Source organism: Brevibacillus massiliensis (genome assembly GCF_000311785.1).
Lineage (GTDB): Bacteria > Bacillota > Bacilli > Brevibacillales > Brevibacillaceae > Brevibacillus_C > Brevibacillus_C massiliensis.
On the sequence record NZ_HE978550.1, the window covers coordinates 15,742 to 39,807 of the forward strand.

The following is a 24,066-nucleotide window of genomic DNA, read 5'->3' on the forward strand; positions in this document are numbered from 1 at the left end:
AACCGGAATCGTTCAGCCGCTTTCATACGTCGACCTGATGCTGCGCCGACAGGGATTTCGACGAACCGGTGAGGAACATCCCCCGACGTATGATGTCGTTCTGTACGATTCCGCCACCAGTACCTCTTACTTCCTCTGCATCCCGACCAATCTCACCCAAGACAACTTCGGAAAAGACGAACCGTCTGTCAAGATCGGCCAACCCTACCTGGAAACGAGAACCCCGGCGCAGGGCCAGCGAGCCGTTGATCATTTCGTCATCCCCCGTGAAGTGCAGCAGGCGGCAGAACACAAGCTTTCGGAGATCGCTGATTACTTGTGCGCCCCGCCCCACTGATCTGAGGCAAGCCGTCCTGCTCAGCTGTTTGGGTCCGATTTTGTTCTCCACAACAGGCGATTCGCTTCCAGACGATACCCGACACGCTCCGCCCGCAAGAGGCCGGTCAGATATCCCATAAAAGCTGTCCGGAACAGCACGAAGCTGCTCAGATTTTGAATCGAGATGTCACATCGCTCACACACGGCCGCCAAGCCGGCCTCCAAGGTTTGTTCTTCCGTCAGCACCGCTTCGATCAGGTCGAACAGGCGCTCGTGGCAGGCGATATTGGCATCAATTGTCTGTTTAGCCTCCGCATCTGTCTCATATCGGCCGTGACCGGGCAAATACCCGGTAAATTGGCTGTCCCGCAGCGCGTGCAAGCTCTGCAGCGTCTCCCAGGCGTCCACCAAAAAGGGCAGCTTGTGTTTTTGCAGCGTCTCCATTCCAAAATAGCTGTCCGCGGCGAAGCAAATCCCGTCTGCCGCCAAACCAACCTGCTGCCAACTGTGCCCGGGCAGGGAAAGAACCGTAAATGAGACCCCGTCAATCTCAATCTCCCCCTCTGTGGGCAGGAGGTGATCAACCCGTGAAGCTTGCGCCATTAAAAATTTGTTCTGCAATTCCGACAGCGGCGAGGCACCCATTCCCAAATAGATCGGTTCCAGGACGGGATAGCGGACAATCGCCTCCTCGATGGGCGGCGCATACACTTTTGCCTGGGGAAAACAGCCCAGCAGATATGCGTTCCCGCCAAAATGATCGGCATGGGCATGGGTTTGAACGATCGCCGCCAAGGGTTTAGAGAGCTGCTCTAACCCTTTTTTCAGCTTTTTAGCCGTTTGCGCCTCGAGCCCGCTGTCGATCAGGATTGCCCCCGACTCCCCCAACACCAATCCTGCATTGACGCTCCCCGGGAAATATCCCACTCTGGAGGTCACCATCGTAAACCCGTTTGACATACCCGCTCCTCCTGATTTTATACGTGATCTGGACAAGTATATGTTACCATTTTTTGCTGGGTTAGATATACAGGCACCGTGCTATTTTCGCTTCAGCCAGGCCGACAGCGGACCGATCGCTTCCCAGGGCTGGTGTCTGCGGTTCACCTGACTGAAGAAATGAGTCGCCAGAGCGACGGAGATGATCGTCAACAACGAAAAAACCGTTTTCTCGGGCCCGTTCACCTCCACGGAACCGGCAATGATGATGCCGTCCTCGATAAAGATCAGCGCCGCGACCGGGACCCTGCTTCGCGCCGCCAAAAATTGCGCCAAGAGATCGGTCGCTCCGGAATTCGTCCGATAGGCCAGCATCAAGCCCGTTCCGACGCCGATGCATATCCCTCCCGTCACGGCAGCGATCGGGAGGGAAACAGGCCCAAACATCCGCAGAGGAGACAAGGCGTCGACCAGCACGGAAGTCAGTATCGTTCCCAGAAAACTGTTTACAAACAGACGTTGGTCCAGCAGGCAAATCAGCACATAAATCGGCAGGCTGGCCATCAGCATCACCCCGCCGGGCGGCCAGCCAAAGTAGTACTGTCCCAAGAGCCCGATGCCGATAATGCCGCCGTCCATCAAACGGTGCGGTACGAGAAACAGATTGACCCCGATTCCGATGAGGATACCGCCTGCCGTGGTAAACAGCAGTTTCCTGGCGAAAAAAAACGGCATTTGCTTCAGCCTCCGCTTCCAAATCTCTATTTTATACATATGTGAATGATTCTTCGGCATACTCGCCTGTCCGAAAGTTGCCCTTTTGACTGAAAGGTTTTAAAACTGGTATACTATAGAAAGCAGGATTCTGACGATTTGTCTTCCTGTAAATAGTCCAACCAGTTTGGCGCTTTCCCATAAGGGGAAAAAGAATTTGCCGGGGGGCTCGTTCGCTCGAATATTTTCGCCAGGAAGCATCGTACATTGAAAAAACAAAATAAATTATTGTATATGGAGGTGAATTCTCCTTTCCTGTGACAAGGAAGGAGAGACACTTGGACAGTATTCCGCCTTTAGGGGAGATACCGACGTTTCTTCTCAATCTGCTGCTCATCCTGTTTTTGGTCTGTTTAAACGGATTTTTTGTAGCTGCAGAGTTTGCGCTCGTCAAGGTCCGCCACACCCGCATTGCGCAGCTTGTCGCCGAGGGAAACAAGAGAGCCGCTTACGCTCAAAAAGTGACCCAGGAACTGGACGCGTACTTGTCTGCGTGCCAGTTGGGAATCACCCTGGCTTCGCTTGCGCTCGGTTGGGTAGGTGAACCGGCAATCGCAAGGTATCTCGCTCCGATATTGGGCAGTCTACCCGCTTCCGTAGCCCATACGATTTCGTTTGTCATCGCCTTTGGGATCATCACGTTCCTGCACATCGTCATCGGCGAATTGGCACCGAAATCCATGGCGATACAAAAAGCGGAATCCACCTCATTGTGGGTGTCAGCCCCGCTGATGTTCTTTTACCGCATCAGCTATCCGGCTATCTGGTTGTTAAACGGCACTGCGAACTTCTTCCTCAGAAAAGTCGGAATCGAGCCGGCGAGTGAGACGAATGTCAACAGCGCTCACACGGAAGAGGAAATCCGCCTGCTGGTAAACGAAAGCCACAAGAGCGGACACATCGATCAGACGGAAATGGCGCTGGTCGACAACGTCTTCGAATTCTCGGAACGGCTGGCCCGGGAGATCATGATTCCCCGCATCGACATGGTGTGTTTGTACGACGACAACACCTTTCAGGAAAACCTGGAAATCGTCCGCGAATCGCGCCATTCCCGCCTGCCGGTAGCGCATGAGGACAAAGACCGGATCATCGGCTTCGTCCACGCGTCCGACTTCTACCTGACCGCGCTCAACCAAGGCGAAGTCGATGTGCATCGCCTGCTTCGCCCCGTGCTGACTGTGCCGGAGACGATGGAGATCAGCCACGTGCTCAGGCTGATGCAAAAGCGCCGCTCCCAGCTCGCCATCGTCATCGACGAATACGGCGGAACTGCCGGTCTGCTGACCATGGAAGACATCCTCGAAGAGATCGTCGGGGACATTCAGGACGAATTTGACGTCAACGAGCGTCCCGAGATCGAGAAGTCCAACGACGCGCTTTCCGTTTCCGGGAAAACGCTGTTGTCTGAGCTCGGCGACTACATTCCGATCGAAATCCATTCCGATGAAGTGGACACAATCGGGGGGTGGCTGTACAGCCAGCTGAATGAGACGGTGGCGGAAGGAGTTTCCGTTACGTACCAAAACTACCAGTTTACCATTACCGAATTGGAGAACCACCGCATAAATCGCGTCGGAATTACACTGGTCGAACCGGAAGACGAACAGCCGAACGAAGGCAGCATCTTGATGCAAGCGTAACTCCTGAATAAAAAGAACAGCCCTTCACCGGCCGCAAGAAGCCGGTCAGGGCTGTTATCTGTTTTTGTAAACTACTCCAATTCCCGCTCTTCAAATTCGTAATCGACCGGCTTCGGCGCCACCCGTGCGTGTTCCAGCGCCGGCGTGTCCAGACGGGCGATTTGATAGACTGCGGCACCGACGATCTCGGCTACCTGTTGAAGCTTCTCCCTGCTGATCTTGTCGATCGTGTCCTCGGGAGTATGGTACCACGGCTCTACCGGAGCGTGGATGAACAGCGCGGACGGGATGCCGAGTTCGGCAAACGGCACGTGGTCGCTGCGCCCCTCCTGGCCGTAGTTGACGACGCCGGACAAGCGTGCTCCGGCAGCGGCTCCCAGATCGGTCACGATGTTTTTTTCGCCGTCCACGGTGTACATGATCAGCTCCCCGGCGTCGCGGCTGCCGACCATATCCATCTGGAACTGCCCGACGATGCGATCCAGCTCGTCCTCCGTGAGCGACTCGGCGTACGCGTAGGAACCGATCAGGCCGTTCTCTTCCGCGCCGAAGGTTATAAAGCGAAGCTCGGTGTCGATCGGCATGTTGGACATCACCCGGGCCAACTCCAGGACGGTTGCGGTGCCGGATGCGTCATCATTGGCCCCCGGTGCCCCCTCGACCGAATCGTGGTGGGCGCCGACGATGACGATTTGGCCCGTATCCTTATTGCGGTTTGGCTTTTTCGTCGCGATGACGTTGTGGGATGTCTGCCGCTCCACTTTTGCCCCTGCGATCTTCACATGCGCAGTCAGTTCTTCGCCGGCTGCCAGCCTGTCCGCCAACTGCTCCCCAAGATCTCTGCCGATGGCGACAGCCGGGACGTAATCGTCGCTGGGTTCGCCCAGTGTTCCATTGATGCCGCCGCTGGTATTGTTGAACAGGATGACCGCTTCTGCCCCCGCTCCCGCAGCGTTAAAGATCTTCTCGGCAAATGTATAGCTCCCCCGCTTCACCAGGGCTATCTTTCCGCTGAGATCCAGTCCCTCAACGTCTTCCGGACCACCCAGGCCAATGTAGACAAGCTGACCCGTCACATCCCCGTTTACCCCGTACGTAAAAGTGTCGGGTGCAAAGTCCGTATCCCCAAGACCGTCTACCGACAGTTCAACAGTCGTCGGCGGGTTGTACTGGAACATTTCAAACGGCTGAACCCGGGTGTCGTAGCCGAAGGACTTGAACTGCTTCTCAATGTACTCTACCGCCTTGTCCTCGGCCACAGTCCCTGCCACCCGGGGCTCTTCTGAGAGAAGCTCAATCGTTTTGTAGATGTTGTCTACCTTGATGCGTTTGACGATCTTGTTGTCAAATGCGTGATCGGACGGATTGGCCGCGGCATAGGCGGTCATCCCGAACAGCAGCGATCCAGTCACAGCCAGTGAAACCATCGACTTGCGAAGCATTGCGTTTTCCCCCTATCGTAAAATGTAACAACCGATTATCATTATGTAATTATGTGAATATTTTGTCTACAAAAACTGCTAGACAAATTGAGCCAATATCAGACACGCTCTGACCAGGTCAAGTCCTTACTTTCCTCCTGTTTTCTGATACCATATGAAAGATACGAGAGTTCGGCCGTCTGGAGTGAAACTGCTTGAAATACGCCTTACATAACGGAGAAACCATTTTTTTGCATCCAAGCACCTATGCAAAGATTCCCGACTGGCGGATATGGGCCGCCAGCGGCAGCATCACTTGTCCGGAATGCGGCGATCAACTTCGGCTGGTGGCGGGCATCAGCCAGGAACCCTATTTCCAGCACACCTCCCGCCTGGACTGCCCGCTGCAGGGAATGGACCAGCCGGACGGCCTTCCGCTGTCCGCCGCTCGGGAGACGGCCGCCGGCTCCCACAGCCCGTTTCGCAAGCGATTGGCGCCCAGGCAGAAGATACAGGCGCTCCTGGACCGCGCTGCGTCCTCCCTGCATCCGGCACAGTGGCAGGCAGTCACCACGACGGAAGGGCCGCTTTTGATCCTCGCCGGGGCGGGCAGTGGGAAGACCAGGGTCATGACAGCGAGGACCGCCTACCTGATCCGGGAAAAAGCGGTTGATCCGCGCTCGATCATGGTCGTCACCTTTACGACCAAAGCCGCTGCCGAGATCAAGCAGCGGCTGTCCGAAGAAATCCCCGCCCAGCAAGTCAGGGCGCTGATTGCCGGCACGTTTCACAGCTTGTTTTACCGCATGCTGCAGCATCACGATCCCGTGCGCTGGGACGGCCGCAGGCTGCTCAAGCATTCCTGGCAAAAACTGCGGCTTTTGCGGGAGAGCGGCCTGGGCCAGGGAGAAGATCTGCCGGTCAAGGAGTCGGATTGGGAAGCCGCCCTCGACGTGATCAGCCGTTGGAAAAACGAATGCCTGCAGCCAAGCGACGCAGGCGTGATGACACCGGCAAGCGATGAGGAAAAATGGGCGCAAACCCTCTATCCGCTGTACGAATCTGCAAAGGATGCCGGCGGCTGGTTTGACTTTGACGACATGCTGCTCGGCTGTTACGAACTGCTCAAAGGCGACCCACAGGTGCGGCAGTTCTACCAGTCCCGCATTGCCTATCTGATGATCGACGAATTTCAGGACATCAACCGGGTACAGTACGAAACGGTCAAGCTTCTGGCCGCTCCCCAGAACAACCTGTGCGTGATCGGCGACGACGACCAATCCATCTATGGCTTTCGCGGCAGCGACCCGCAGTACATACTCGGCTTCACCAAGGACTATCCCGAGGCGAAGTCGATCGTTTTGGAAGTGAACTACCGCTCCCGCTCTGCGATCGTCGGATTGGGCTACTCGCTTATCGGCAACAATCATTCGCGCTGGAAAAAAGAGTTGAAGGCGTACCATCTCGAAGAAGGAGACTGCTACCTGTTCTACCCCGCAGACGAGGAAGAACAGGCTTCCCGCATCGTCGACGAGATTACCTGCAAGCTTGCCGAGGGCATCTCCTTGTCCGACATCGCCATCCTGTTTCGCACCTATGAGTCGACCCGGCCGTTGATCGAACGGCTGACCGAGGCCAAAATCCCCTTTTCCTGCCACCGCGAGGGTGAAGCGTTCTACGAAAAGCAGGCGGTACGCTGGGCGCTCGGCTACTTGCGGCTCTCGCTCGACCGCGACGACCAGGCGGCCCTGCGCGACATTCTGCCGACGCTGTACGTCAGCGCCGAGCAGTGGAACGAAATCCGCAGCGAGGCGATCCTTCGCGATCTGCCTCTCTTGGATGCACTGCCCCGGCTTTCGCGCTTGAAGGTGTATCAGCGCAAGCATCTGCAAAAGGTGGCTGACGTCCTGGCACAGCTTGGCCAGTGCACCCCTGTGCAAGCGCTTGAATTGATCTATGAGGATTTGAAATTGCGGGATTACGTCAAAAAACGGGCAAGCAGCCGGGGAGTTGGCGACGAGGAGCGGGCTGTTGACGATTTGCGGGCCCTGCTGGTCGCAGCCAGGCGCCACCTGACCCTGCGGGACTTTCTCGATCATACAGCTGCCTTGTTGGAGAGCGAGAAGCAGGCCTTTCGCGACATGCATACGAACGGTGAGGGCGTGCAGCTGATGAGCATCCACCGGGCGAAGGGCCTGGAATTTGATCTTGTCTTTATCGTGGATTTGGTAGAAGGGGTGCTGCCCCACGAATACGCGATGGAGCAGCTTCGCCGGGGCAGCCGGCAGTCTGTGGAAGAAGAGCGCCGCCTGATGTACGTAGCGATTACGCGCGCGCGTCACAAGCTGTACATCGGCGTGCCGCAGGAACGCTTTGGCCGAAAGGCGAGGGCCTCCCGTTTTATCGCGGAGATGAGCCGGGAGAATCCGCCGAGGTAACCTGCCGATCGGACGCATCCTGGATCACGTCGCCGCTGGCAGTAAAGGGCGGGCCTATCAAGAGGTCCGGACGTCGGGAGTAGAACATGAGATCTTCGACTGAAAAGATAAGCGGAAACATGAAAAAGGCCCCTTTCTTCCGTTTTTTGTCTAGTGTGACGGAAGAGGAGGCCTTTTATTCATTTTGCTGGAGCAGCTTGACCAAACGAGAAATCTAAAATCCCATGATGTTGTAGCCTGCGTCTACGTGGATCACTTCTCCGGTAATGCCGCGGGAGAGGTGGGAAAACAGGAAGAGAGCCGTATCGCCTACTTCGGATTGGTCGATCGTGCGGCGAAGCGGCGCTTTTTCTTCAATCTCTTTCAGTACCGCATTGAAGTTGCGGATTCCTTTTGCCGCCAAGGTGCGAATCGGACCGGCCGAAATCGCGTTGATGCGGATATTCTCTTTCCCCAGGTCATGGGCCAGGTAGCGCACGCTCGCATCAAGCGCCGCCTTGGCCACACCCATCACGTTGTAGTTGGGGATCACGCGCTCTCCGCCCAAATATGTAAGCGTAACGATACTTCCGCCCTCCGTCATCAGCCCGCGCGCTTCCCGGGCCACCGCGACCAGCGAATAAGCGCTGATGTCCTGCGCAAGCGCGTAGCCATCGCGAGACGTACCCACAAACTCGCCTTCCAACTCCTCCGTTTTCGCGAAGGCAATGCAGTGGGCCAATCCGTGGATCACTCCCACTTTCTCCTTGATCTGGGAAAATGCTTTCGCCACTTCCTCGTCGCTGGTCACGTCGCAAGGAACGAGGATTTGCTCCGGCTGGTCCAGCGTAGCGGCCAGCTTCGCCACATTTTCGCGCAGGCGCTCCCCCTGATAGGTGAAGATCAAATTCGCCCCTGCCTGGGACAGCGACTGGGCAATTCCCCAGGCAATACTGCGATGATTGGCCACGCCCATAATCACGATATTCTTGCCCTTCAACATCTGATTCATCCACATCCGCTCCTTTTCCTAGTCTCCCCCGCCATTATATACCATCTCGGCACATCTTACGAGAGAAAGCACGGGGAAAAAACGGAAAAGAAGCCGACAGCGCCTCTGCGGGCATCACTCTCCCTGCTGCATGGCCCGGTCAAGCTCATCCGGGGGTGCGGCTGAGGCATTCGCGTCAAAGACCCAACTGGATTCGACCGGGTTGAGCGCTGTTCCCTCGGTTGGCAGTTCTACCTGCTCCCGGCCCGGAAATGGTTCGCGTTTTGTGTTCAACGTCTGCTCCCTCCTTTTTCCTTTGTCTGGTTTTTAGCGTGGAAAAAAACGGGGAAATCTATGCATGCGTGCCGAAATACAGGTGAAGGGAGAAGTAGAACAGGATCGTGCCAAAAAAGTACAAGGCCATCTGCGGACGTCCGGATCGTTGGATGTACGGAACGAGATGGCTGGCGGAAATGTAGAGGAACACCCCCGTCGCCATCGCCATCGCCCCGCGCGTCCAGCTTTGCGGGATCAGCTCATGCGCCGCCGCCATGGCCCAGACGCCGAGCAGCAAGGCAATCCCCGGCACGGCCGCTCCCGTCAATGCCGCCACGCGGCTTCTGGTCGCCTGCAGGATGAAGGCGCCCACCGTAATGCCATCTGGGATTTTATGTAAAATAAAACTTCCCAGGAACGTCAGCTGAAGCTGTTGATTTGCCTCCAGGCTGGCCATCAGGGACAGCCCCTCGACGAATGAGTGAATGACAAAGCCCAGCAGTACGCCGTACGCGCTTCCCTGCCAGCCGCTCACCTGCCTTTGGGCGACCTCCATCACGAACAGCAACCCGAACCCGAACAGGACAAACGGCATCACATGCTTGCCTCCCGTCAGGCTTTGCGGCAGCAGATCCAGTACGGTCAGGGCCAACAGCAAGCCCCCGCCGACGCTGACCATCGCGTACAGGGAATCTTCCGACCAAGCCTTGCGGAAAAACAGCAGCAGCCCGCCTAGCGCACTCGCCATTGAAGCCGCCGCCACAATCACTGAGACAGGAATCTGCCAATGTGGTACCACCGCTCCGCCCTCTTTCCGCATCTCCCATCGGCTGGGACAGCTTTCTTTCTTACAATCTACGTCGCCGGCCGGACAAAAATGCCAGGCAGTCTGTCTGTTTCACCTTATTGGCAGGAAGACAGCACCCGGCCGGCTGCGCCGTGCAAAAATCGACAAACTGTCCCAATTCGCCGAAATCACACTAGTTTTTAGAACCTTTGTCGATTTGCTTTTTCCCGGAAAAATAGGTGCTATAATAGGGCACAAACGTACCGGAATCGTCTGATAAAGGGGTGCATAACGATGAGTCTCAATGTACAAGTGTGGTTGGCATCAAAAGAAGTGGCCGATCGGCTCGATCTTCACGTCCGGACACTGCGCAACTGGCTGGAGATGTTTGTCCCGGTAAACGAGCGGCAAAAAAATGCACAAGGCCACTACTTGATCAGTGAACACGGCGTTATGCTGCTGAACGAAGTAAAGAAGCGGAAAGACGCGGGAAATGCCTCCCTCCGCGACATCCAGCGGCAGATGGTTGAGGAAGGGCTGATTCGCCTGGACGAGCTGTCTGCAGCAGAAGAGGCTGAGGAGAAAAAGGAAGCGGAGTCGCTGGCCCTCGATGTGCAGCAGCGAACGATCGCCAGCCTGCACGAAGTGGAACAGACCGTGCAAGAGACGCTCTTCCACTTTCAGCAGGAACTGACTCACCTCTCCTCCATGCAGAGCGCCCAGGCAGCGATTCTGGAGAAAATCGCCGATATCGAAGAAATGCAGGAGTCGCTTCGCCTGGAAATTCGGCGCGTGACCTTTGAGATGGATTTGATGCACCAGCGGCTGACCCGCCGCAAAGAACGGCAAAATCGCTATCAATCGCGCTGGCGGCTCAACCCCTTCCGCTGGTTCAGCCGCGAGCAGCGACTCTACGTGGAATAGTGCTTATAAGAAAAGCTTCGATTGAAGCCTTCTCGAAGAAGTAGTCGAGTCCTTCTTGAGAGGAAGCTTTTCATGCAGGATAAGGAAGCCCTCTCAGAGTTTTCCTTTCTTATCCTGTAAGAAAACGCGGGGCAAGTGCAGAGCACCCCGCGTTTTTTGCTTTGGCGGACATTGTTATGGAGGCCGGGAAAAATGGGCTCGCTTACGTTATGGCACGCCAATTGGGAATTTGCTTACGAACCGGCGGCAATATCGTCCGCCACCAGCTCTTTTTGCTCTGTTTCCCGCTTCTTTTTCGTTTGGTAGGTCCGGTTCCTCTTCCAAAATCCGGTCGCGATGATCCCGATCACGATCAGCAGTTCAAAGCCGTACAGAAGCCAAGGCGTAGGCAAAAACTGTGCGACGACATGTTCGTGGGTGATCATTCTGGCCGCTGTCCAGGCGAGAATCCCCGATCCCACGTACACGATCCACGGAAAGCGCTCCATCGCCTTCAGGATCAGGCTGCTTCCCCAAACCATAACGGGGATGCTGATTAACAATCCGATCACGATCAGCGAGATTTCACCTTTGGCGGCTCCAGCGATCGCCAGCACGTTATCCAGTCCCATCAAAACGTCTGCAAAGACAATCGTCTTGATCGCCTGCAGCAAGCTGTCCCCGGCTTTGACCTCTTTTTCTTCGTCGTCTTCAAGCAGCAGCTTGAAAGCGATCCACGCCAGCAAGAGTCCGCCGACCAGGTACAAAAACGGTATCTTTAAAAGCAAGGCGGCCGCGATCGTCGCCAGCACGCGGATCACTACCGCGATGCAAGTTCCCCAAATAACGGCTTTTTTCTTTTGCTCTGCGGGCAGTTTGCGGCTCGCCATCGCAATGACGACGGCATTGTCTCCTCCCAGAATGATGTCGATTGCGATGATGAGCAAAAGTGATCCCAAAAACGTTGTCTCTAGCAATTTCTCCAACTCCCCTCTGTTTTTCAGCCGAACACTTCAACCGGCTTGTTTCCGAACAGGTGAGAAGTCAAATATAAAAGACCCTCACCTATGTGTGGTACATAGGCAAAGGTCTTGCTAACAACGTCGTTCATCGTTGCCAACAAAGCCGAGGACGAAGTGTAGTCCCGTATTGACGACTTTGCTGTAAAAGCTACTCCCCTTTGTGTAAAAAAGCTTCGATCGAAGCCCCTCCGAAGAAGCGGGTGCTTCTTTAGTAGAAGCTTTTTATGCCGACAGGAAAGTAATACTTTCCCATGCGGTGAAGAAAGAAAACAGTTCGTTTTACAAATATAATCCTAACGTTATCCGGGGTTGTTGTCAACAGTTGATTTGAGTATGATGGAAGGGAGGAGGGTTGTCATGTGAGGAAGCAATTCGTCTTAGAAGCCGTGATGTTAGCCATTTACGGCGAGCTGATGTCTCCGGATCATCCGGTCGAGTACATCATCCCTTCTTCGACGATCTATGAATTGGAAGAAATTCGGCACAGTCCTGAACCGATTATGCTCAATCCTGAAGACGACAGGCATGTGCGCGAAGTGATGGATACGATGATCAAGTATTTTGATGAACCGTTTACACGCAAACAGATGGAAAAAGCGCTGGTTGCCCCCTGGTCGACCATCACCATCCCCTTTCAGGATATGGTTCATCTCACGGTAATCAAGGCAGAAGACAACGAGATGTGGGGCGAGGCTTTCGATCCGATCGAAACCCAGCTGATGCTCTCTGCCATCCGCTTGCGGGTTCCTTTGCTTACAGATCAGATTGAATGGCAGGATCGCATGATCGACCACAACATTCCGCTGCAGTTCTACGATGTGGAAGATTTTCAATTTGCTGTTGAACAAGGAATCAATCTGGAAGATTTGCGGGGAAACTAGTCCAAACCGGCGCTTTCCCGGCAACGCCGACACGTCCAATTGGACGTGTTTCTTTTTTATGGCCAATTTGGCTGTTTATTTGCAGCGAATTGGCTCTTTTATTTTTTTGAACATAAAGCCGTTTTTCATGTTGGTGTCGTACTTGGCGACGACCTTTACGGGCATGTCCGGTTTTTGCTTCAGGTAATCGTAGACCGACAAGGCGTCGTTAATTACCACGTCCACCCGCTTGGTCGCCTGCCGGAGCGCCATTCCCGGCTGCCGGCTGCCAGCCCGGTTCACTCTCGACCTCCACTCGCCAGATACGTATAATTTACCCACATCATCTCCTCAATCCCCAAAATTTCTTTAAACAGGTCAACCGAATCGTACAGATAGGAATTGCCCGTCTCCTCGTCATATCCCGCCAGAAAATGCAGGTTAAACAACGAGCGAAGCTGGAAAATTTGTTTATGGGATAAAAGTGCTGCAAAAGATTCCGGCCTTGCCCTGGAAACCCCTTTCCACACCTCCTGGCGATAGTCGGACGAGCGGGCGACCTGGTCCAGCACCTGTTCGTACTCTTTGCGAAGTTCTTCGTTCTCGATGACCTCTTCGGCCAGCTCGATGTCCGGATAGCGGCTGTTCATGATGCTCTCTGCCATCTCTACGTCCAGTTCGTAGTTGATTGCGGCTGACGAAACCTCGAAGCCACCGTCGAACAGGCGATACCCCCAGCCCTTGTCCTCAGCGTCGTGAAACCACAGCAAGGGAACGTGCTGGCTGGACAAGCGGAGCAGGAACTGCATGGTATCCGCTCCCCCAATCCATTCGTCTTGCAAAAAAAAGGCGTTCCAGGTGCTGTTGACGTTCTTGTGAAAATACGGTTGGCGAGACTTTGGCAAGCTATGTATCACTTTTGGCTCATACTTTCGCGGGTACAGTACACCGGTAGTAAACTCTCCCATCGAAATCCCACCGCTTTCCGACAAAATGACGTTTACTCACTACAGTGTATTCAACACTCTTGATTTATTGACAAATCATCGGATCCGCACTCGCTTTTTTTCGCGAATGAAAAGCGGTATGCAGCACGGCTGAATCAGCGAACCGATCAAATCCATGTCGGCGCAGATCGAGGGGATCAGCTGCTCATCTGTTTCCCCGAGAAAATGCAGAGTCAGGTGCAGGTTGTCCGGCTGCCACCGGGCTGCGGTTATCTTCCGCTGCAGGCTGGATTGAACCTGACGTACGTAGCCGGCTGCCTGCTGCGACAGGTCAAGCGCCACAAATAATCGCATGGCGATACTCCTTTCTGCTGTATCCGCTTACGAAAAATAGCCCTCCAGCGGAGAGCCTGTTGTCGTACATAAGTGATGGTTGACCGGCTGATCATGCGGCAATGATGCGCCTCGTTATGATCCCCAGCACATCCCGGGCGTATTCACAGAGCATCCCGGTTTGCGGCCGGTATGGAAAACGAAGCGACAGTTCCAGGTGATCGTCATGACCGGCCGGAAGGAGGCTCCAGTCGATCTCGACGTCGCTCCCTACCTGTTCTTCCACCCGCCGCTTTACGTCACCCGGCGCCGTTTCCCCGCTGTACGAAAGGGAGAACCGCATGATGACGGGTATTGTCTCGCAATGCGAAGCATGCTGTGCGTGTAATGGGAAATTTCCTCTGATCGAGACCACGCCCGTCTGCCCCCATAGGGTGTACTCAACCTCGGCCCGGGCAAACGGCTGGGTTTTCCGCTCGATCGCGGGGAACGCTTCACCGGGCTTCAGGGCAAATTGGCCGGCCAACAGCTCGATCTCCTCATGAAACTGCCGGGAATACGCGGACACGACATCTGACGAATCGAATTGAACAGACTGCATTCCACTCACCTCGCCTGGTTTTCCTACTACCTATTCGCAGCAGGCCCTGTCGTATCCTTTGTTGAAATATGACTAGTTTTCACGGTTTTGGTCAGCCGGGCTGTATGGGTTGGCAGCCTCCGGATGCAGGCGGGCGAACAAGGCTGCCAGTCTCGCGCTGATCGGCTCTTCCAACTCGACGTGAAGCAGGTTTCCCCGTTCATAGCGCATGATGGGAAAAGCCCCCAGGGCGAGCGGAAAACCACGGCGATGTTCCACAAAACCGGGAAGCTGCACCAGCAGGCGAATGAATGGATTTTCCGTCTCCTCGTCATCGGGTTTGTCCGCAAACAGAGGGGACAAATCAGGCGTGACGACGATGCTGGTGTACGGCAAACACTGCGCGGCCCAGACTGTAAAAGCCGTCTCCCTCACCTGGCTGCGCCCATGGCGGCGCATCACCAAAAGCGCCTGATAAACGGCCGACATCAACAGCGTCTCCGCATTCTTTGCACCGTACGTCTCCTTCAGCTGCGCGAAGTCGACGGTATAAGCCGTCCCCGCCTCCAACAAGACGTCGTCCGGCAGTGCAGCGGCGGCGATCGATTGGATCGGCGCTTCCCTCACCTCGCTGTCTGCAGGGGCGGACTCGTCATCATCCCTCTCCGGCGCGGACAGGCGCTGGATCATCTGCTCCACCTCGCGCCTCTGGGCTGTGGAAAATCGGATCTCGTCCGTATACACGTGGATCAGCTGATCATCCAGCAAGGCGAGGTGAAAAAGCAGCGTCCGCGGCTGCTCGAGCAAGCGGCGCACCATCTGCCGATCCCGCCAGGCGGTCATGTCAAAGGACAGGGGAAAACCCAGCGGCTGCACCGGATCGTTTCGCGTCCAGATGACAGCCAGCAGGCGTTTCTGGTAGGTTTTCCAATCTGCCGCAACCGCTCCCTCAGTCAGCTCGCTAAACGCGTCAATACTCTCAAAAACGAGATAAAATTCCACATCCCCGGCCTCGTTGAGACGGGAAAAGCAGGGCAGCCCGTCCATCATTCCCGCACGGTACAAATCGGCAAAAGGCCCGGGGGGCAAAATCTCTCCCAGCGTCTCCTCCGACGGCGAAGCGAAGCCTTCCCTCATTTTATGATCGGCCAATCGCCCATCGACTCCAGCAGGGTGTAATCGGTTGAATCGATATGGATCGGCGTAACGGTCACATAACCTGCCTGCAGCATCCCGTAGTCATGTTTTTCCTGATCGCCGGTTTCCGGATACTCCCGCTGCAGGTAGTATCCTTCACTGGCGTGCTTGTATTTGTCCTGGTAGTGGTAAAGCGACAAGGGAGCCGGGGCTATACCTTTCACTTCGGCCGCCGGGAGGTTCGGGATGTTCACGTTCCAAAACACCTCAGGGGGCAGCAGCTTTTCGATCGCCCGGCGCTGAAATTCCCGCAGCAGCGGCTTGACGATCTCCTCTACCTCGCCGTAGTCGTCGCCGGCAAAGTAATTGTCGTATGAGAATGCAACTGACGGGATTCCCAGTATCACCGCTTCCCGGGCAGCGCTGCAGGTGCCTGAGTAATAGACATCCCGTCCCAGATTATTGCCCACGTTGATGCCGGAAAACACAATATCCGGGCGGCGGTCTTCCTCAAGCAGCAAGTAGTAGGCCGCCTTGACGCAGTCAGCAGGTGTCCCGTGCACCTCCCACGCTTGAACAGGCAGTCCGTAGAAAGAGTGGACAGCGGATGTCAGCGGCGTGCGGTAGGTGATCCCGTGGCCGACACCGCTCTTTTCTTCCGATGGGGCGGCAACGTATACTTCCACATCAGAGAGGGTCAGCGTCGCCTCCACAAGCTTTTTGATGCCGATGGCGTTGATGCCGTCATCGTTTGATATCAATATTCGCAGCATAACAGCTTTCCTCCTTACTCGATTCCCTCTATTGTATCAAAGGATCAGGCCTGCCGCGACGTGTCAATTCTCCGTCAAAAGAAAAAAGTCCGCCAAACCGGGCGGACTTGCTTCTCTTCACTTGGACCCGAGCTTCCTCTCCCGGCGCCTCGGACGGCTTTGGGGAGCCCTGCTGCCTTTTGCCGCCAATCGAAGCGCGGTCAATCCGGACATATGGGCGGCCGCCATCGAGGTTCCGTCCAACACCCGGTAGGAATTGTTAATCCACGTAGACTTGATCTGGACGCCCGGGGCGAGGACAAGTCCCGGACCCCGCGAGCTGAAAGAGGCGATCTTGTTCTGCCTGTCTATCGCCCCGACCGCAATGACTTCTTTGTAGGCCGCGGGATACTCCAGTCTCCCTCCGCTGTTGCCGGCTGAGGCAACAAGGACAATTCCGGCTTGGGAAGCCTGTTTGATCGCGTGGTAGAGCGCCCGGTTTGGCTGGCTGGCGCCAAAGCTCATGTTGATCACGTTCATCCGGTGTTCCACGGCCCAGTTGATCCCCCGGATGATATCACTCATCCTGGCTGTCCCGTCGGGTGAAAAAACATGCACATCGTACAAATGAGCGGCTGGAGCGATGCCGACAATCCCCCGGTTGTTGGCGGCGGCGGCGATCGTCCCGGCTACGTGAGTGCCATGGCCGGCAATGCCCGTTTTGACAATATTGACCCTTCCCTTTACCTGCCCCCGCAGATCGGGGTGGCCCGAAGAGATGCCTGTGTCGATCACAGCCACTTTTATCCCCTCGCCCCGCGTCCTCTCCCAGTATTCCGGCGCCCCGATCTGTTCCACTCCCCACGGTATTTCGTCAGTAGCGTGCAGACGGACGGTGACCTCGTCAGAAACGTGATGCTTTTCATTCCCGAGCAGCTTTCGGAACCTTTCGTACTGTTCTGTCGGAATGATCAGCGTGTTGAGCGCAGCCAGGATTTTCGCCCTTGCGCGGGATGATTCGTCTTTCATCAGGCAGTTCAGGCAGCGGCGGTACCCTTTTTGCGTAGGAAATGTAATGATTTTGTGCACGTCCACATCCCCCCAGGAAAGATTTCTTTCCTATCGTATGAACATGACATGCACAGCGAAATAGTCAAGCTACCTATTCTCCGACAATTTGTTTCCAGCGTTCCTTCCAGTACAGGCCCTCCAGCATCCAGTCCTCCACCTGCTGCAGCTTGTCGCTGCCAATGCCGAGCAGCGCTGCGATGCGATGAATGGTCTTTTGTTCGGCCGAGGACAGCCTGTTGTCGGCCAGCGCGATGCGGTACAGCTGGCGGAGCAGCGTCAGCTTCTCTGTATTCGTCATCGCTTGCATATTCGAGAGGATCTGCTCCGGCGTCTTCGGTTCGTCAAAGTCATCTATCAGGATTTGCCGTTCTCTCAGTGTGAACCGGCTGTTTACCATTTCGTAGATACGGGCAATCTCCTGCTCGCCCATGTAACCATCCGCGTGACCGACACAAATCATCAAGCGAATCGATGTTAACAACAGCAGCTTCTCTTGTTCTGTTCGTACTGTCATCATGGTCCTTCCTCCTTTTTCGGTCCGCGATATATTTCTTTCATTATACGACAGAAAAAGAAAGCGGTTGCAAGAAAGTTTATGTCTTTTCTGTGAAGTTACGTCCAAAAAACGCCGCCAGCCTTTCGCTCCGGATCGGCTGGCCTTGGCGTCGGTCATTCGGTTGTGAGCGCTTTGTCCGCCTGGACGGCCGGCTTTTTCACCCACACGCGGGTGATCCGGTAGTGGTCTACCTCGCCGACGATAAATTGATAGCCTTCCGCCTCCACAGTATCGCCGACCTTGGGAGGATGGTCGATCTGCATGTAAATCCAGCCAGCCAGTGTATCCACTTCACTCTCCTCCAGCTCCAGACCAAGGTAGTCGTTTACCTCCTCCAGCAGCATGCGCCCGTCAAAAGAGAAGATATCGTCTTTCTGTTCGATTTCCGGACGTTCGTCGTCAAATTCATCCTGGATGTCGCCGACGATCTCCTCCATGATGTCCTCAACCGTCACCAGCCCGGCTGTACCGCCGTACTCGTCGATGAGAATCGCGATCTGGCTGTGCTGCTTCTGCATCATCTTCAAAAGCCTGCTGATCGAGATGGTTTCCGGTACCGTCAGGATCGGGCGCATGATATCCTGCAGCTGGTTCTCTGTGTCCTGCAGCAGACTGGTCAGCAAGTCCTTGATATGCAAGCTGCCCACTACGTGGTCCTTGTCTCCGTCAACCACCGGATAGCGGGTGAACCTCCCGTTTTTTACCACCTGAAGATTGTCCTCGTACGGATGCCGCAGGTTGAGGACGACCATGTCCGTGCGCGGGACCATGATTTCCCGGGCCATCGTTTCGGAGAAATCGAAGATATTGTCAACCAGCATCAGCTCCGTCTGGTCGATCAGTCCGCTTTTATGGCTTTCGCTGACCAAAATGCGGATTTCCTCCTCCGTATGCGCTTCCTGCACCTCTGAAGCTGGCGGAACTCCCATCAAGCTTAAAAACTTCGCGGCCGACCAATTCAACAGGACGATAAACGGATACATCACTTTGTAGAACAGCTGGATGGGTCTTGCCACCTTCAGCGATACCCATTCGGCGTGCTGGATGGCGAGCGATTTTGGGGCCAGCTCCCCCATCACGATATGTAAAAAGGTAATGATCAAGAAGGCCAGCAGGAAGGAGATGGTCTTTCGCCACGGATCTACCAACGCAAGCGAGCGAAACAGCGGGTCGAGCAGCGTCGAAATCGTCGGTTCCCCCAGCCAGCCCAGCCCCAGTGAGGCCAGCGTGATGCCCAGCTGCGTTGCAGACAGGTAGCTGTCCAGATTGCTGATCAGCCTGTCCACGGCTTCGGCCTGCCGGTTCCCCTCGGCCACCAGCTGGGCAATGCGGGACTCGCGCACTTTGACGACAGCGAATTCGGTCGCGACAAAAAAGCCGTTCAGGAAAACGAGCAGAAAGATCAGGGCTACGTTAAACAATTGGGCTGCGAGAGTACCTGTTTCCAAGCTGTCGTCTCCTCCTTTTTCCTTATTGTACCCGCCTCCTCTTGAAATATTGTTTCACGCTGATCAAAGCTCTAACAGCCAATGGCTTCCCTGTATCAACCGTTTTCCTTTCTCGCTTCAATTATGGTAGGATTATGGATAGTCAATCCACTACAACACAGAGGTGACACTAGTGTCTGTGAAGCCGCATTTGCCGCTGATCGTTCAAAGTGACCGAACCATTTTGCTGGAGGTCCACAACCCCTTGTTCGACGAAGCCAGGCACGCACTCGCCGGATTTGCCGAGCTCGTCAAAAGTCCGGAGTACATCCACACCTACCGGATTACGCCGCTCTCTTTATGGAATGCGGCCAGCAGCGGCATTACCGCGGAAGACGTGCTGGCATCGCTCGAGGCTTACAGCAAATTCGGCATCCCGCCGACCATTGCGGCGCAGGTCCGAGAGACTTTTGCCCGCTGCGGATTACTCCGGATGGAGCGGCGCGGAGACGATCTCGTCCTGGTCGGGGACGATCCGCTGCTCATGACCGACATCATGGGTTACCGGTCATTTCAAGCGTATATAGACACGGTGCTGTCACCGACCGAATACAGATTGCGCGATTTTGCCCGCGGACCGATGAAACAGGAACTGGTGAAATTGGGGTATCCGGTTCAAGACCTGGCCGGCTACGCAGAGGGAGAGGGCTGCCCTGTCGAGCTCCGGCAAACGACCCTGGCCGGCCGGCCTTTCGGGCTGCGGCCGTATCAGCAGTCAGCCGTCGATGCGTTTTACCAAAGCGGCTCGGTCTACGGCGGAAGCGGCGTCCTGGTCCTGCCCTGCGGCGCCGGGAAGACGATCATCGGCCTTGGCGCGATCAACCAGATCAAGCGGGCGACACTGATCCTTACGACCAACACTACCTCTGTCCGCCAATGGATCAGCGAAATTCTCGACAAAACGACTGTTGAATCGGAGATGGTCGGCGAGTATACTGGGCAATTGAAGCAGGTAAAACCTATAACTGTTGCGACCTACCAAATTTTGACACATCATCATAAAGAAACGGACGAATACCCCCATCTGCGCCTGTTCAGCGAGCGGGACTGGGGGCTGATCATCTACGACGAGGTTCACCTGCTGCCTGCGCCGATTTTCCGTATGACCGCCAGCCTGCAGGCGAGGCGCCGGCTCGGCCTTACCGCCACTTTGATCCGCGAAGACGGGAGGGAAGAAGACGTGTTTTCCCTGATCGGGCCCAAAAAGTTCGAGCTGCCGTGGAGGGATCTGGAAGACGCGGGCTGGATCGCCCAAGCGAACTGTCAGGAAATTCGCCTGTCCATATCACCCAAGCTGCGGGAGGCATACGCTGTTGCCACGCCGCAGCAAAAACACCGGATTGCCGCGGAAAACCCGCAGAAGGTGCAGGTGCTGAAGTCGCTGCTGGCTCGCCACCAGAGCGATCGCGTCCTGATTATCGGCCAGTACATCAAGCAGTTGGAGAGCATCGCCGAACAGCTGGGCGCGCCGCTCATTACCGGAAAAGTGCCGGAGAGGGAACGGAAGCTTTTGTACCAACAATTTAAATCTGGTAAAATAAACCATTTGATCGTATCCAAAGTGGCCAACTTCGCGGTCGACTTGCCCGATGCCAACGTAGCCATTCAAGTCTCCGGCACGTTTGGTTCCAGACAGGAAGAGGCACAGCGGCTGGGGCGCATTCTCCGGCCGAAGGAAGGAGACAATCAGGCCCATTTCTACACCTTGGTCACCCGCGACACGCGCGAGCAGGAATTCGCCGCGCACCGCCAGCTGTTTTTGATTGAACAGGGGTACCGCTATGAGGTGGTCGATATGGATCCTGCACGTTTTACTCAGGAGCATGAAACGTATGAATAGAACATGCGTCAAAACAAACGAAGGGGGGCCGGAGGAAAGTATGCAAACCGATACCGAAATCATTCAGCGGATTTCGCAGGGAGACGTGGAGGCATACCGTGAAATCATTCAACGCTATCAACGAATGATCTTCGTGTTTATTTACAAGATGGTGAATAACGCGGCCGATGCGGAAGATTTAACCCAAGAAGTATTTGTCAAAGCTTACGAAAAACTCTCCTCCTATCGTGGAGACAGTCAGTTTTCTACATGGCTGCATACGCTGGCCCGCAACCGCACCATCGACTTCCTCCGCAGGCGTAAGATCCATGAATCGGACGAGCAACTGGCCTATATACCTTCACAAGCAAGAGATGGTTCACCCCAGGAGAGCTTACTGGGCAAAGAGCGCCGGCAGGAAATTGCGCGCGCTTTTGAGCAGTTATCCGATACGTATCGGGAAGTCATCATCCTGCGCTGCACCCATGAATACCCGTTTGAAAGGATAGCTTCACTGCTCGGCATAGCAGAGTCGACTGCGCGCGTTCGCTATTTGCGCGCACGTCAGGAGCTTGCCAAAATTTTGACTCGTTCGGAAGGAGGGCTCGTTCATGAACTGCCAGGAGTTTAGAGCAAAATGGCCTAATGACGCCGACGAAGCCGCCCTTTCACACGTAGAAGCTTGCGACAGCTGCCTGGAATGGATAGATACTACCTTCGCCGCTCCCGAGGAGGTATTGTTTATGAAAGAATATCCCCAGCCGCCCGATCAGTTGGAAGATCGAATTATGCAAGCAATCTATGCCTCTACGAAAAATGTTTCGATTCCGCCGCTCACAGCGGCAAGCCAATATCTCGATCCATTGCCGGAAAAACGCGGCAAAAAGCGCTTCCGGCCAGCCGCCTGGATCAGTGCAGCCGCGGCATTGGTGATTGTCGGACTCGTCGGCGCCCAGACGCTCAAGCAGAATGCCGGAGAGCAGCTCGCCGCCGGCCAAGGAGAAAATTTCGCTTTTCAGTCCGAGTCAAGCGGCGCCGCGCCAAGGAGTTCCATGGATCAGCGCTCCCAAGCGCCGGAAAACGCCCCATCCTTGTTCTCTGCACCGGAAGCTGCGCCAAGGAGACCAATGACAGGAAAACGCCGCAGCAGCCTGCGGCTGATCAAGCAAGTGAGCGAGCCGGGAAGTCTGTAGCGGCAGCAGATCATCAACTGGCAATGGCAGCCGAAATCCCGGCCCAGCAGAAAACGGAAGCGCCGGCCGGGACCGCTCATAAGGCACTCCCGTCCCGTTCCAATCCGGATGTCTCGAATCGGACGGCGGACGCAATTGCCAGAGAGGATGAAAAAGAACTAAAGAACGGCAAGGCAAAGGGAACGGAAGCCGTGGCGGCCGCGCCGGAAGGGCAGACCACAGACAGTGGGCAGCAAGCAATAGCGGGCTTGGCGGCAGCCGACGAAGCAGCGGCAGGCGGTTTTGGAGCCGAAGCTGCTGCCGAGGGCTCCGGAGTTCAAACATTCCAGCCTTCTGCAGCGAATAAATCGATTACGATTTCATCCTTCACCGATGCCAAGACCGCTGCACGCGCTTCCGACATCCCCGTGCCGACCCTGTCCAAGGCGCCGGAGGGCTTCACTCTGGAAGGCTTGACGCTGCAGTACGAATCGGAAACCAGCAACAACGTGACGGAAGTGATGACCACTTACAAGCGCGGCAACGACAGGGTTACGATACAGGTGCTGCCAAACGACGTCCATAAGCGCTCCCTGTCGATCCCCGGAACGCTCGTTGACCGCCGGCTGTTCGTCATCGACGGCAAACAGGCGATCGGCGTCACGTACGACCAGAAGGTACACGAAGCCGCCGCGCCGCATGCTGTGCACTTCATCACGACACACGGCAAACTGTCGTTCTACGTGATCATGACTGGAAAGGGCATTACGCTCACCCAGTTGATCGAGCAGGCAGAAAATCTGACCTGGCACGATTGAGCAAACCAAAAAAGTCTGTTCCCTCAAGATCGGGGAACAGACTTTTTTTGCTGTGTCAGGAGACCACGTCTCGCTTGGTAAATACTGCGTAGGCGACGATCAGCGCGGCCAATCCCCAAACCCCCAGCACGGCAAGCGAAAAAGGCAGCGTCATCCCTTTTATCGGCGGAAGACTGCCGGACAGGTAATCGGTCAAGCCCAAATTGACCACAAACAGGTACTTCGCCGACTCCCACGTCGACGCCATCTGGGTGAGGATGCTGCCGCTGATCAGCGCCGCCATCATGATCCCCATGCCGGCCGCCGCACTGCGCACCAGCACGGAGACCATCAGCGTAATCGTGCCGACCACTACGCAGACATACCACCCCAAGCCGTACTGCATAAACATATACTTCCACAGCGGCAGCATAAAGACTCCGGATGTGTCCAGATTTTCGCCTGCAGCGCGAAACCCGGTCAACACCGGCATGTTCCAGCCGGCATAACCAAACACGACTCCGGATATGAGATACGCCAGCACCAGACTGAGCACGACCGAAAGCGACGCGAACAAAAGCAGGGCAATGTATTTGCTGGTCAGCACCTTCCAGCGGCGAACGGGACGCGTCAACAGCAGCTTGATGGTCCCCTCGCTGTGCTCAGCCGACACCAGGTCTACTGCCAGGACGACGGTCGTCATCGGCAGGAACAGAGCGACCGCCTGATCCATGAACGAGCGGGCAAACGCCGGGCCGCCGGGGGCGTCGGGATTGATGTCGTGGTCAAGGTAATACTGCTGCTGTTTGATCTGAACGCTCAGCCACTGCCGCCACTCCTCAGGCATCCGGCTGGAACTGAGCCGGTTCTGGTTATCGACGATCCGCTGCTGCAACAGCGTCCGCCAATCCGTGGTGCCGAGCCGCTCCTGGGCCGTCAGCACCGCCTTGTACTGCGCATATGTAAAGATGGGTATCAAGATCAGCAAGATCAAGGCGACGACGAGAAAACGGCGGCGGCGCAAGATTTTCATCGTTTCATTCTGGACCAGCTGCAGCATGCTG

At 55.7% G+C, this 24,066-nt stretch carries 26 protein-coding genes; 9 read left to right on the forward strand and 17 right to left on the reverse strand.

From position 1 onward, the window contains the following. The coding region (locus tag HGBM_RS29900) for a hypothetical protein (RefSeq protein WP_026074610.1) at window positions 1–337 on the forward strand (337 nt) is incomplete at its 5' end. A gap of 20 nt (window positions 338–357) precedes the next feature. On the opposite strand, the gene HGBM_RS22925 is transcribed toward HGBM_RS29900, so the two are convergent. Next, the gene (locus HGBM_RS22925; protein WP_019123427.1) at window positions 358–1,278 is read right to left on the reverse strand and encodes an MBL fold metallo-hydrolase; all 921 of its coding nucleotides are present in this window, start codon (window positions 1,276–1,278) and stop codon (window positions 358–360) included. Window positions 1,279–1,359: 81 nt separating this feature from the next. Further along, a complete protein-coding gene (locus HGBM_RS28345; protein WP_019123428.1) occupies window positions 1,360–1,992 on the reverse strand; it encodes a YitT family protein in 633 nt (210 codons plus the stop codon). A gap of 317 nt (window positions 1,993–2,309) precedes the next feature. Here HGBM_RS28345 and HGBM_RS22935 point away from each other — a divergent pair, with 317 nt between their 5' ends. Next, complete coding sequence (locus HGBM_RS22935) at window positions 2,310–3,674, forward strand: hemolysin family protein (RefSeq protein ID WP_019123429.1); 1,365 nt, start codon at window positions 2,310–2,312, stop codon at window positions 3,672–3,674. Window positions 3,675–3,745: 71 nt separating this feature from the next. On the opposite strand, the gene HGBM_RS22940 is transcribed toward HGBM_RS22935, so the two are convergent. Next, complete coding sequence (locus HGBM_RS22940) at window positions 3,746–5,116, reverse strand: M28 family peptidase (RefSeq protein WP_019123430.1); 1,371 nt, start codon at window positions 5,114–5,116, stop codon at window positions 3,746–3,748. Between the two features lie 194 nt (window positions 5,117–5,310). Here HGBM_RS22940 and HGBM_RS22945 point away from each other — a divergent pair, with 194 nt between their 5' ends. Beyond that, window positions 5,311–7,533, forward strand: coding sequence for a UvrD-helicase domain-containing protein (locus HGBM_RS22945; RefSeq protein WP_019123431.1), 2,223 nt, complete (start codon window positions 5,311–5,313; stop codon window positions 7,531–7,533). A 214-nt stretch (window positions 7,534–7,747) separates the two neighbouring features. Here the strand turns inward: HGBM_RS22945 and fabI are convergent, their stop codons facing one another. The 3 genes from fabI to HGBM_RS22965 form a co-directional block, all read right to left on the reverse strand. Further along, on the reverse strand, window positions 7,748–8,524 hold the full coding sequence (gene fabI, locus HGBM_RS22955) for an enoyl-ACP reductase FabI (RefSeq protein WP_019123433.1): 777 nt from the start codon (window positions 8,522–8,524) through the stop codon (window positions 7,748–7,750). Window positions 8,525–8,638: 114 nt separating this feature from the next. Then, entirely contained in the window at window positions 8,639–8,797 is a 159-nt protein-coding gene (locus HGBM_RS30535; protein WP_019123434.1) for a hypothetical protein, read from the reverse strand. Window positions 8,798–8,855: 58 nt separating this feature from the next. Further along, window positions 8,856–9,578, reverse strand: coding sequence for a ZIP family metal transporter (locus HGBM_RS22965; RefSeq protein ID WP_019123435.1), 723 nt, complete (start codon window positions 9,576–9,578; stop codon window positions 8,856–8,858). Between the two features lie 282 nt (window positions 9,579–9,860). Here HGBM_RS22965 and HGBM_RS22970 point away from each other — a divergent pair, with 282 nt between their 5' ends. Then, window positions 9,861–10,490 carry a MerR family transcriptional regulator gene (locus HGBM_RS22970; protein ID WP_019123436.1) on the forward strand — a complete coding sequence of 210 codons (630 nt, stop codon included), beginning with the start codon at window positions 9,861–9,863 and terminating at the stop codon, window positions 10,488–10,490. A 233-nt stretch (window positions 10,491–10,723) separates the two neighbouring features. On the opposite strand, the gene HGBM_RS22975 is transcribed toward HGBM_RS22970, so the two are convergent. Then, window positions 10,724–11,446: a TerC family protein gene (locus tag HGBM_RS22975; RefSeq protein ID WP_019123437.1), complete on the reverse strand. Its 723-nt coding sequence runs from the start codon at window positions 11,444–11,446 to the stop codon at window positions 10,724–10,726. Window positions 11,447–11,850: 404 nt separating this feature from the next. On the opposite strand from HGBM_RS22975, the gene HGBM_RS22980 reads away from it, so the two are divergent. Continuing rightward, window positions 11,851–12,372 carry a hypothetical protein gene (locus tag HGBM_RS22980; protein WP_019123438.1) on the forward strand — a complete coding sequence of 174 codons (522 nt, stop codon included), beginning with the start codon at window positions 11,851–11,853 and terminating at the stop codon, window positions 12,370–12,372. Between the two features lie 75 nt (window positions 12,373–12,447). Here the strand turns inward: HGBM_RS22980 and HGBM_RS32650 are convergent, their stop codons facing one another. The 9 genes from HGBM_RS32650 to HGBM_RS23025 all read right to left on the reverse strand — a co-directional run bounded on the left by HGBM_RS32650 (window position 12,448) and on the right by HGBM_RS23025 (window position 19,175). Further along, window positions 12,448–12,654: a type 2 periplasmic-binding domain-containing protein gene (locus HGBM_RS32650; protein ID WP_019123439.1), complete on the reverse strand. Its 207-nt coding sequence runs from the start codon at window positions 12,652–12,654 to the stop codon at window positions 12,448–12,450. Then, entirely contained in the window at window positions 12,651–13,319 is a 669-nt protein-coding gene (locus HGBM_RS22990) for a hypothetical protein (protein ID WP_019123440.1), read from the reverse strand. Before HGBM_RS22990 ends, HGBM_RS32650 begins: the two co-directional genes overlap by 4 nt. 75 nt (window positions 13,320–13,394) lie before the next feature. Then, entirely contained in the window at window positions 13,395–13,652 is a 258-nt protein-coding gene (locus HGBM_RS22995; protein WP_019123441.1) for a 2'-5' RNA ligase family protein, read from the reverse strand. A 91-nt stretch (window positions 13,653–13,743) separates the two neighbouring features. Beyond that, complete coding sequence (locus HGBM_RS23000; RefSeq protein WP_019123442.1) at window positions 13,744–14,232, reverse strand: hypothetical protein; 489 nt, start codon at window positions 14,230–14,232, stop codon at window positions 13,744–13,746. Window positions 14,233–14,304: 72 nt separating this feature from the next. Then, window positions 14,305–15,363 carry a hypothetical protein gene (locus HGBM_RS23005; RefSeq protein ID WP_019123443.1) on the reverse strand — a complete coding sequence of 353 codons (1,059 nt, stop codon included), beginning with the start codon at window positions 15,361–15,363 and terminating at the stop codon, window positions 14,305–14,307. Further along, a complete protein-coding gene (surE, locus tag HGBM_RS23010) occupies window positions 15,345–16,121 on the reverse strand; it encodes a 5'/3'-nucleotidase SurE (RefSeq protein WP_019123444.1) in 777 nt (258 codons plus the stop codon). The genes HGBM_RS23005 and surE overlap by 19 nt, the downstream gene beginning before the upstream one ends. Before the next feature lie 117 nt (window positions 16,122–16,238). Next, window positions 16,239–17,189, reverse strand: coding sequence for a S8 family peptidase (locus HGBM_RS28350; protein WP_019123445.1), 951 nt, complete (start codon window positions 17,187–17,189; stop codon window positions 16,239–16,241). Between the two features lie 73 nt (window positions 17,190–17,262). Beyond that, window positions 17,263–17,688, reverse strand: a complete 426-nt coding sequence (locus HGBM_RS23020; RefSeq protein ID WP_019123446.1) for a tellurite resistance TerB family protein — start codon at window positions 17,686–17,688, stop codon at window positions 17,263–17,265. 152 nt (window positions 17,689–17,840) lie between these two features. Then, window positions 17,841–19,175 carry a hemolysin family protein gene (locus tag HGBM_RS23025; protein ID WP_019123447.1) on the reverse strand — a complete coding sequence of 445 codons (1,335 nt, stop codon included), beginning with the start codon at window positions 19,173–19,175 and terminating at the stop codon, window positions 17,841–17,843. Between the two features lie 172 nt (window positions 19,176–19,347). On the opposite strand from HGBM_RS23025, the gene HGBM_RS28355 reads away from it, so the two are divergent. The 4 genes from HGBM_RS28355 to HGBM_RS29125 are packed head-to-tail and all read left to right on the forward strand — an operon-like array spanning window position 19,348 to window position 23,023. Then, on the forward strand, window positions 19,348–21,054 hold the full coding sequence (locus HGBM_RS28355) for a DNA repair helicase XPB (protein WP_035287801.1): 1,707 nt from the start codon (window positions 19,348–19,350) through the stop codon (window positions 21,052–21,054). A gap of 40 nt (window positions 21,055–21,094) precedes the next feature. Then, window positions 21,095–21,664 (forward strand): RNA polymerase sigma factor, encoded by a 570-nt coding sequence (locus HGBM_RS23035; RefSeq protein WP_026074614.1) that lies wholly within the window; start codon window positions 21,095–21,097, stop codon window positions 21,662–21,664. Next, complete coding sequence (locus tag HGBM_RS23040; protein WP_147512971.1) at window positions 21,645–22,226, forward strand: hypothetical protein; 582 nt, start codon at window positions 21,645–21,647, stop codon at window positions 22,224–22,226. The genes HGBM_RS23035 and HGBM_RS23040 overlap by 20 nt, the downstream gene beginning before the upstream one ends. 23 nt (window positions 22,227–22,249) lie before the next feature. Next, window positions 22,250–23,023 (forward strand): hypothetical protein, encoded by a 774-nt coding sequence (locus tag HGBM_RS29125; protein ID WP_026074616.1) that lies wholly within the window; start codon window positions 22,250–22,252, stop codon window positions 23,021–23,023. A gap of 55 nt (window positions 23,024–23,078) precedes the next feature. Here the strand turns inward: HGBM_RS29125 and HGBM_RS23050 are convergent, their stop codons facing one another. Then, entirely contained in the window at window positions 23,079–24,062 is a 984-nt protein-coding gene (locus HGBM_RS23050) for an ABC transporter permease (protein ID WP_026074617.1), read from the reverse strand. Between the last annotated feature and the right edge of the window lie 4 nt (window positions 24,063–24,066).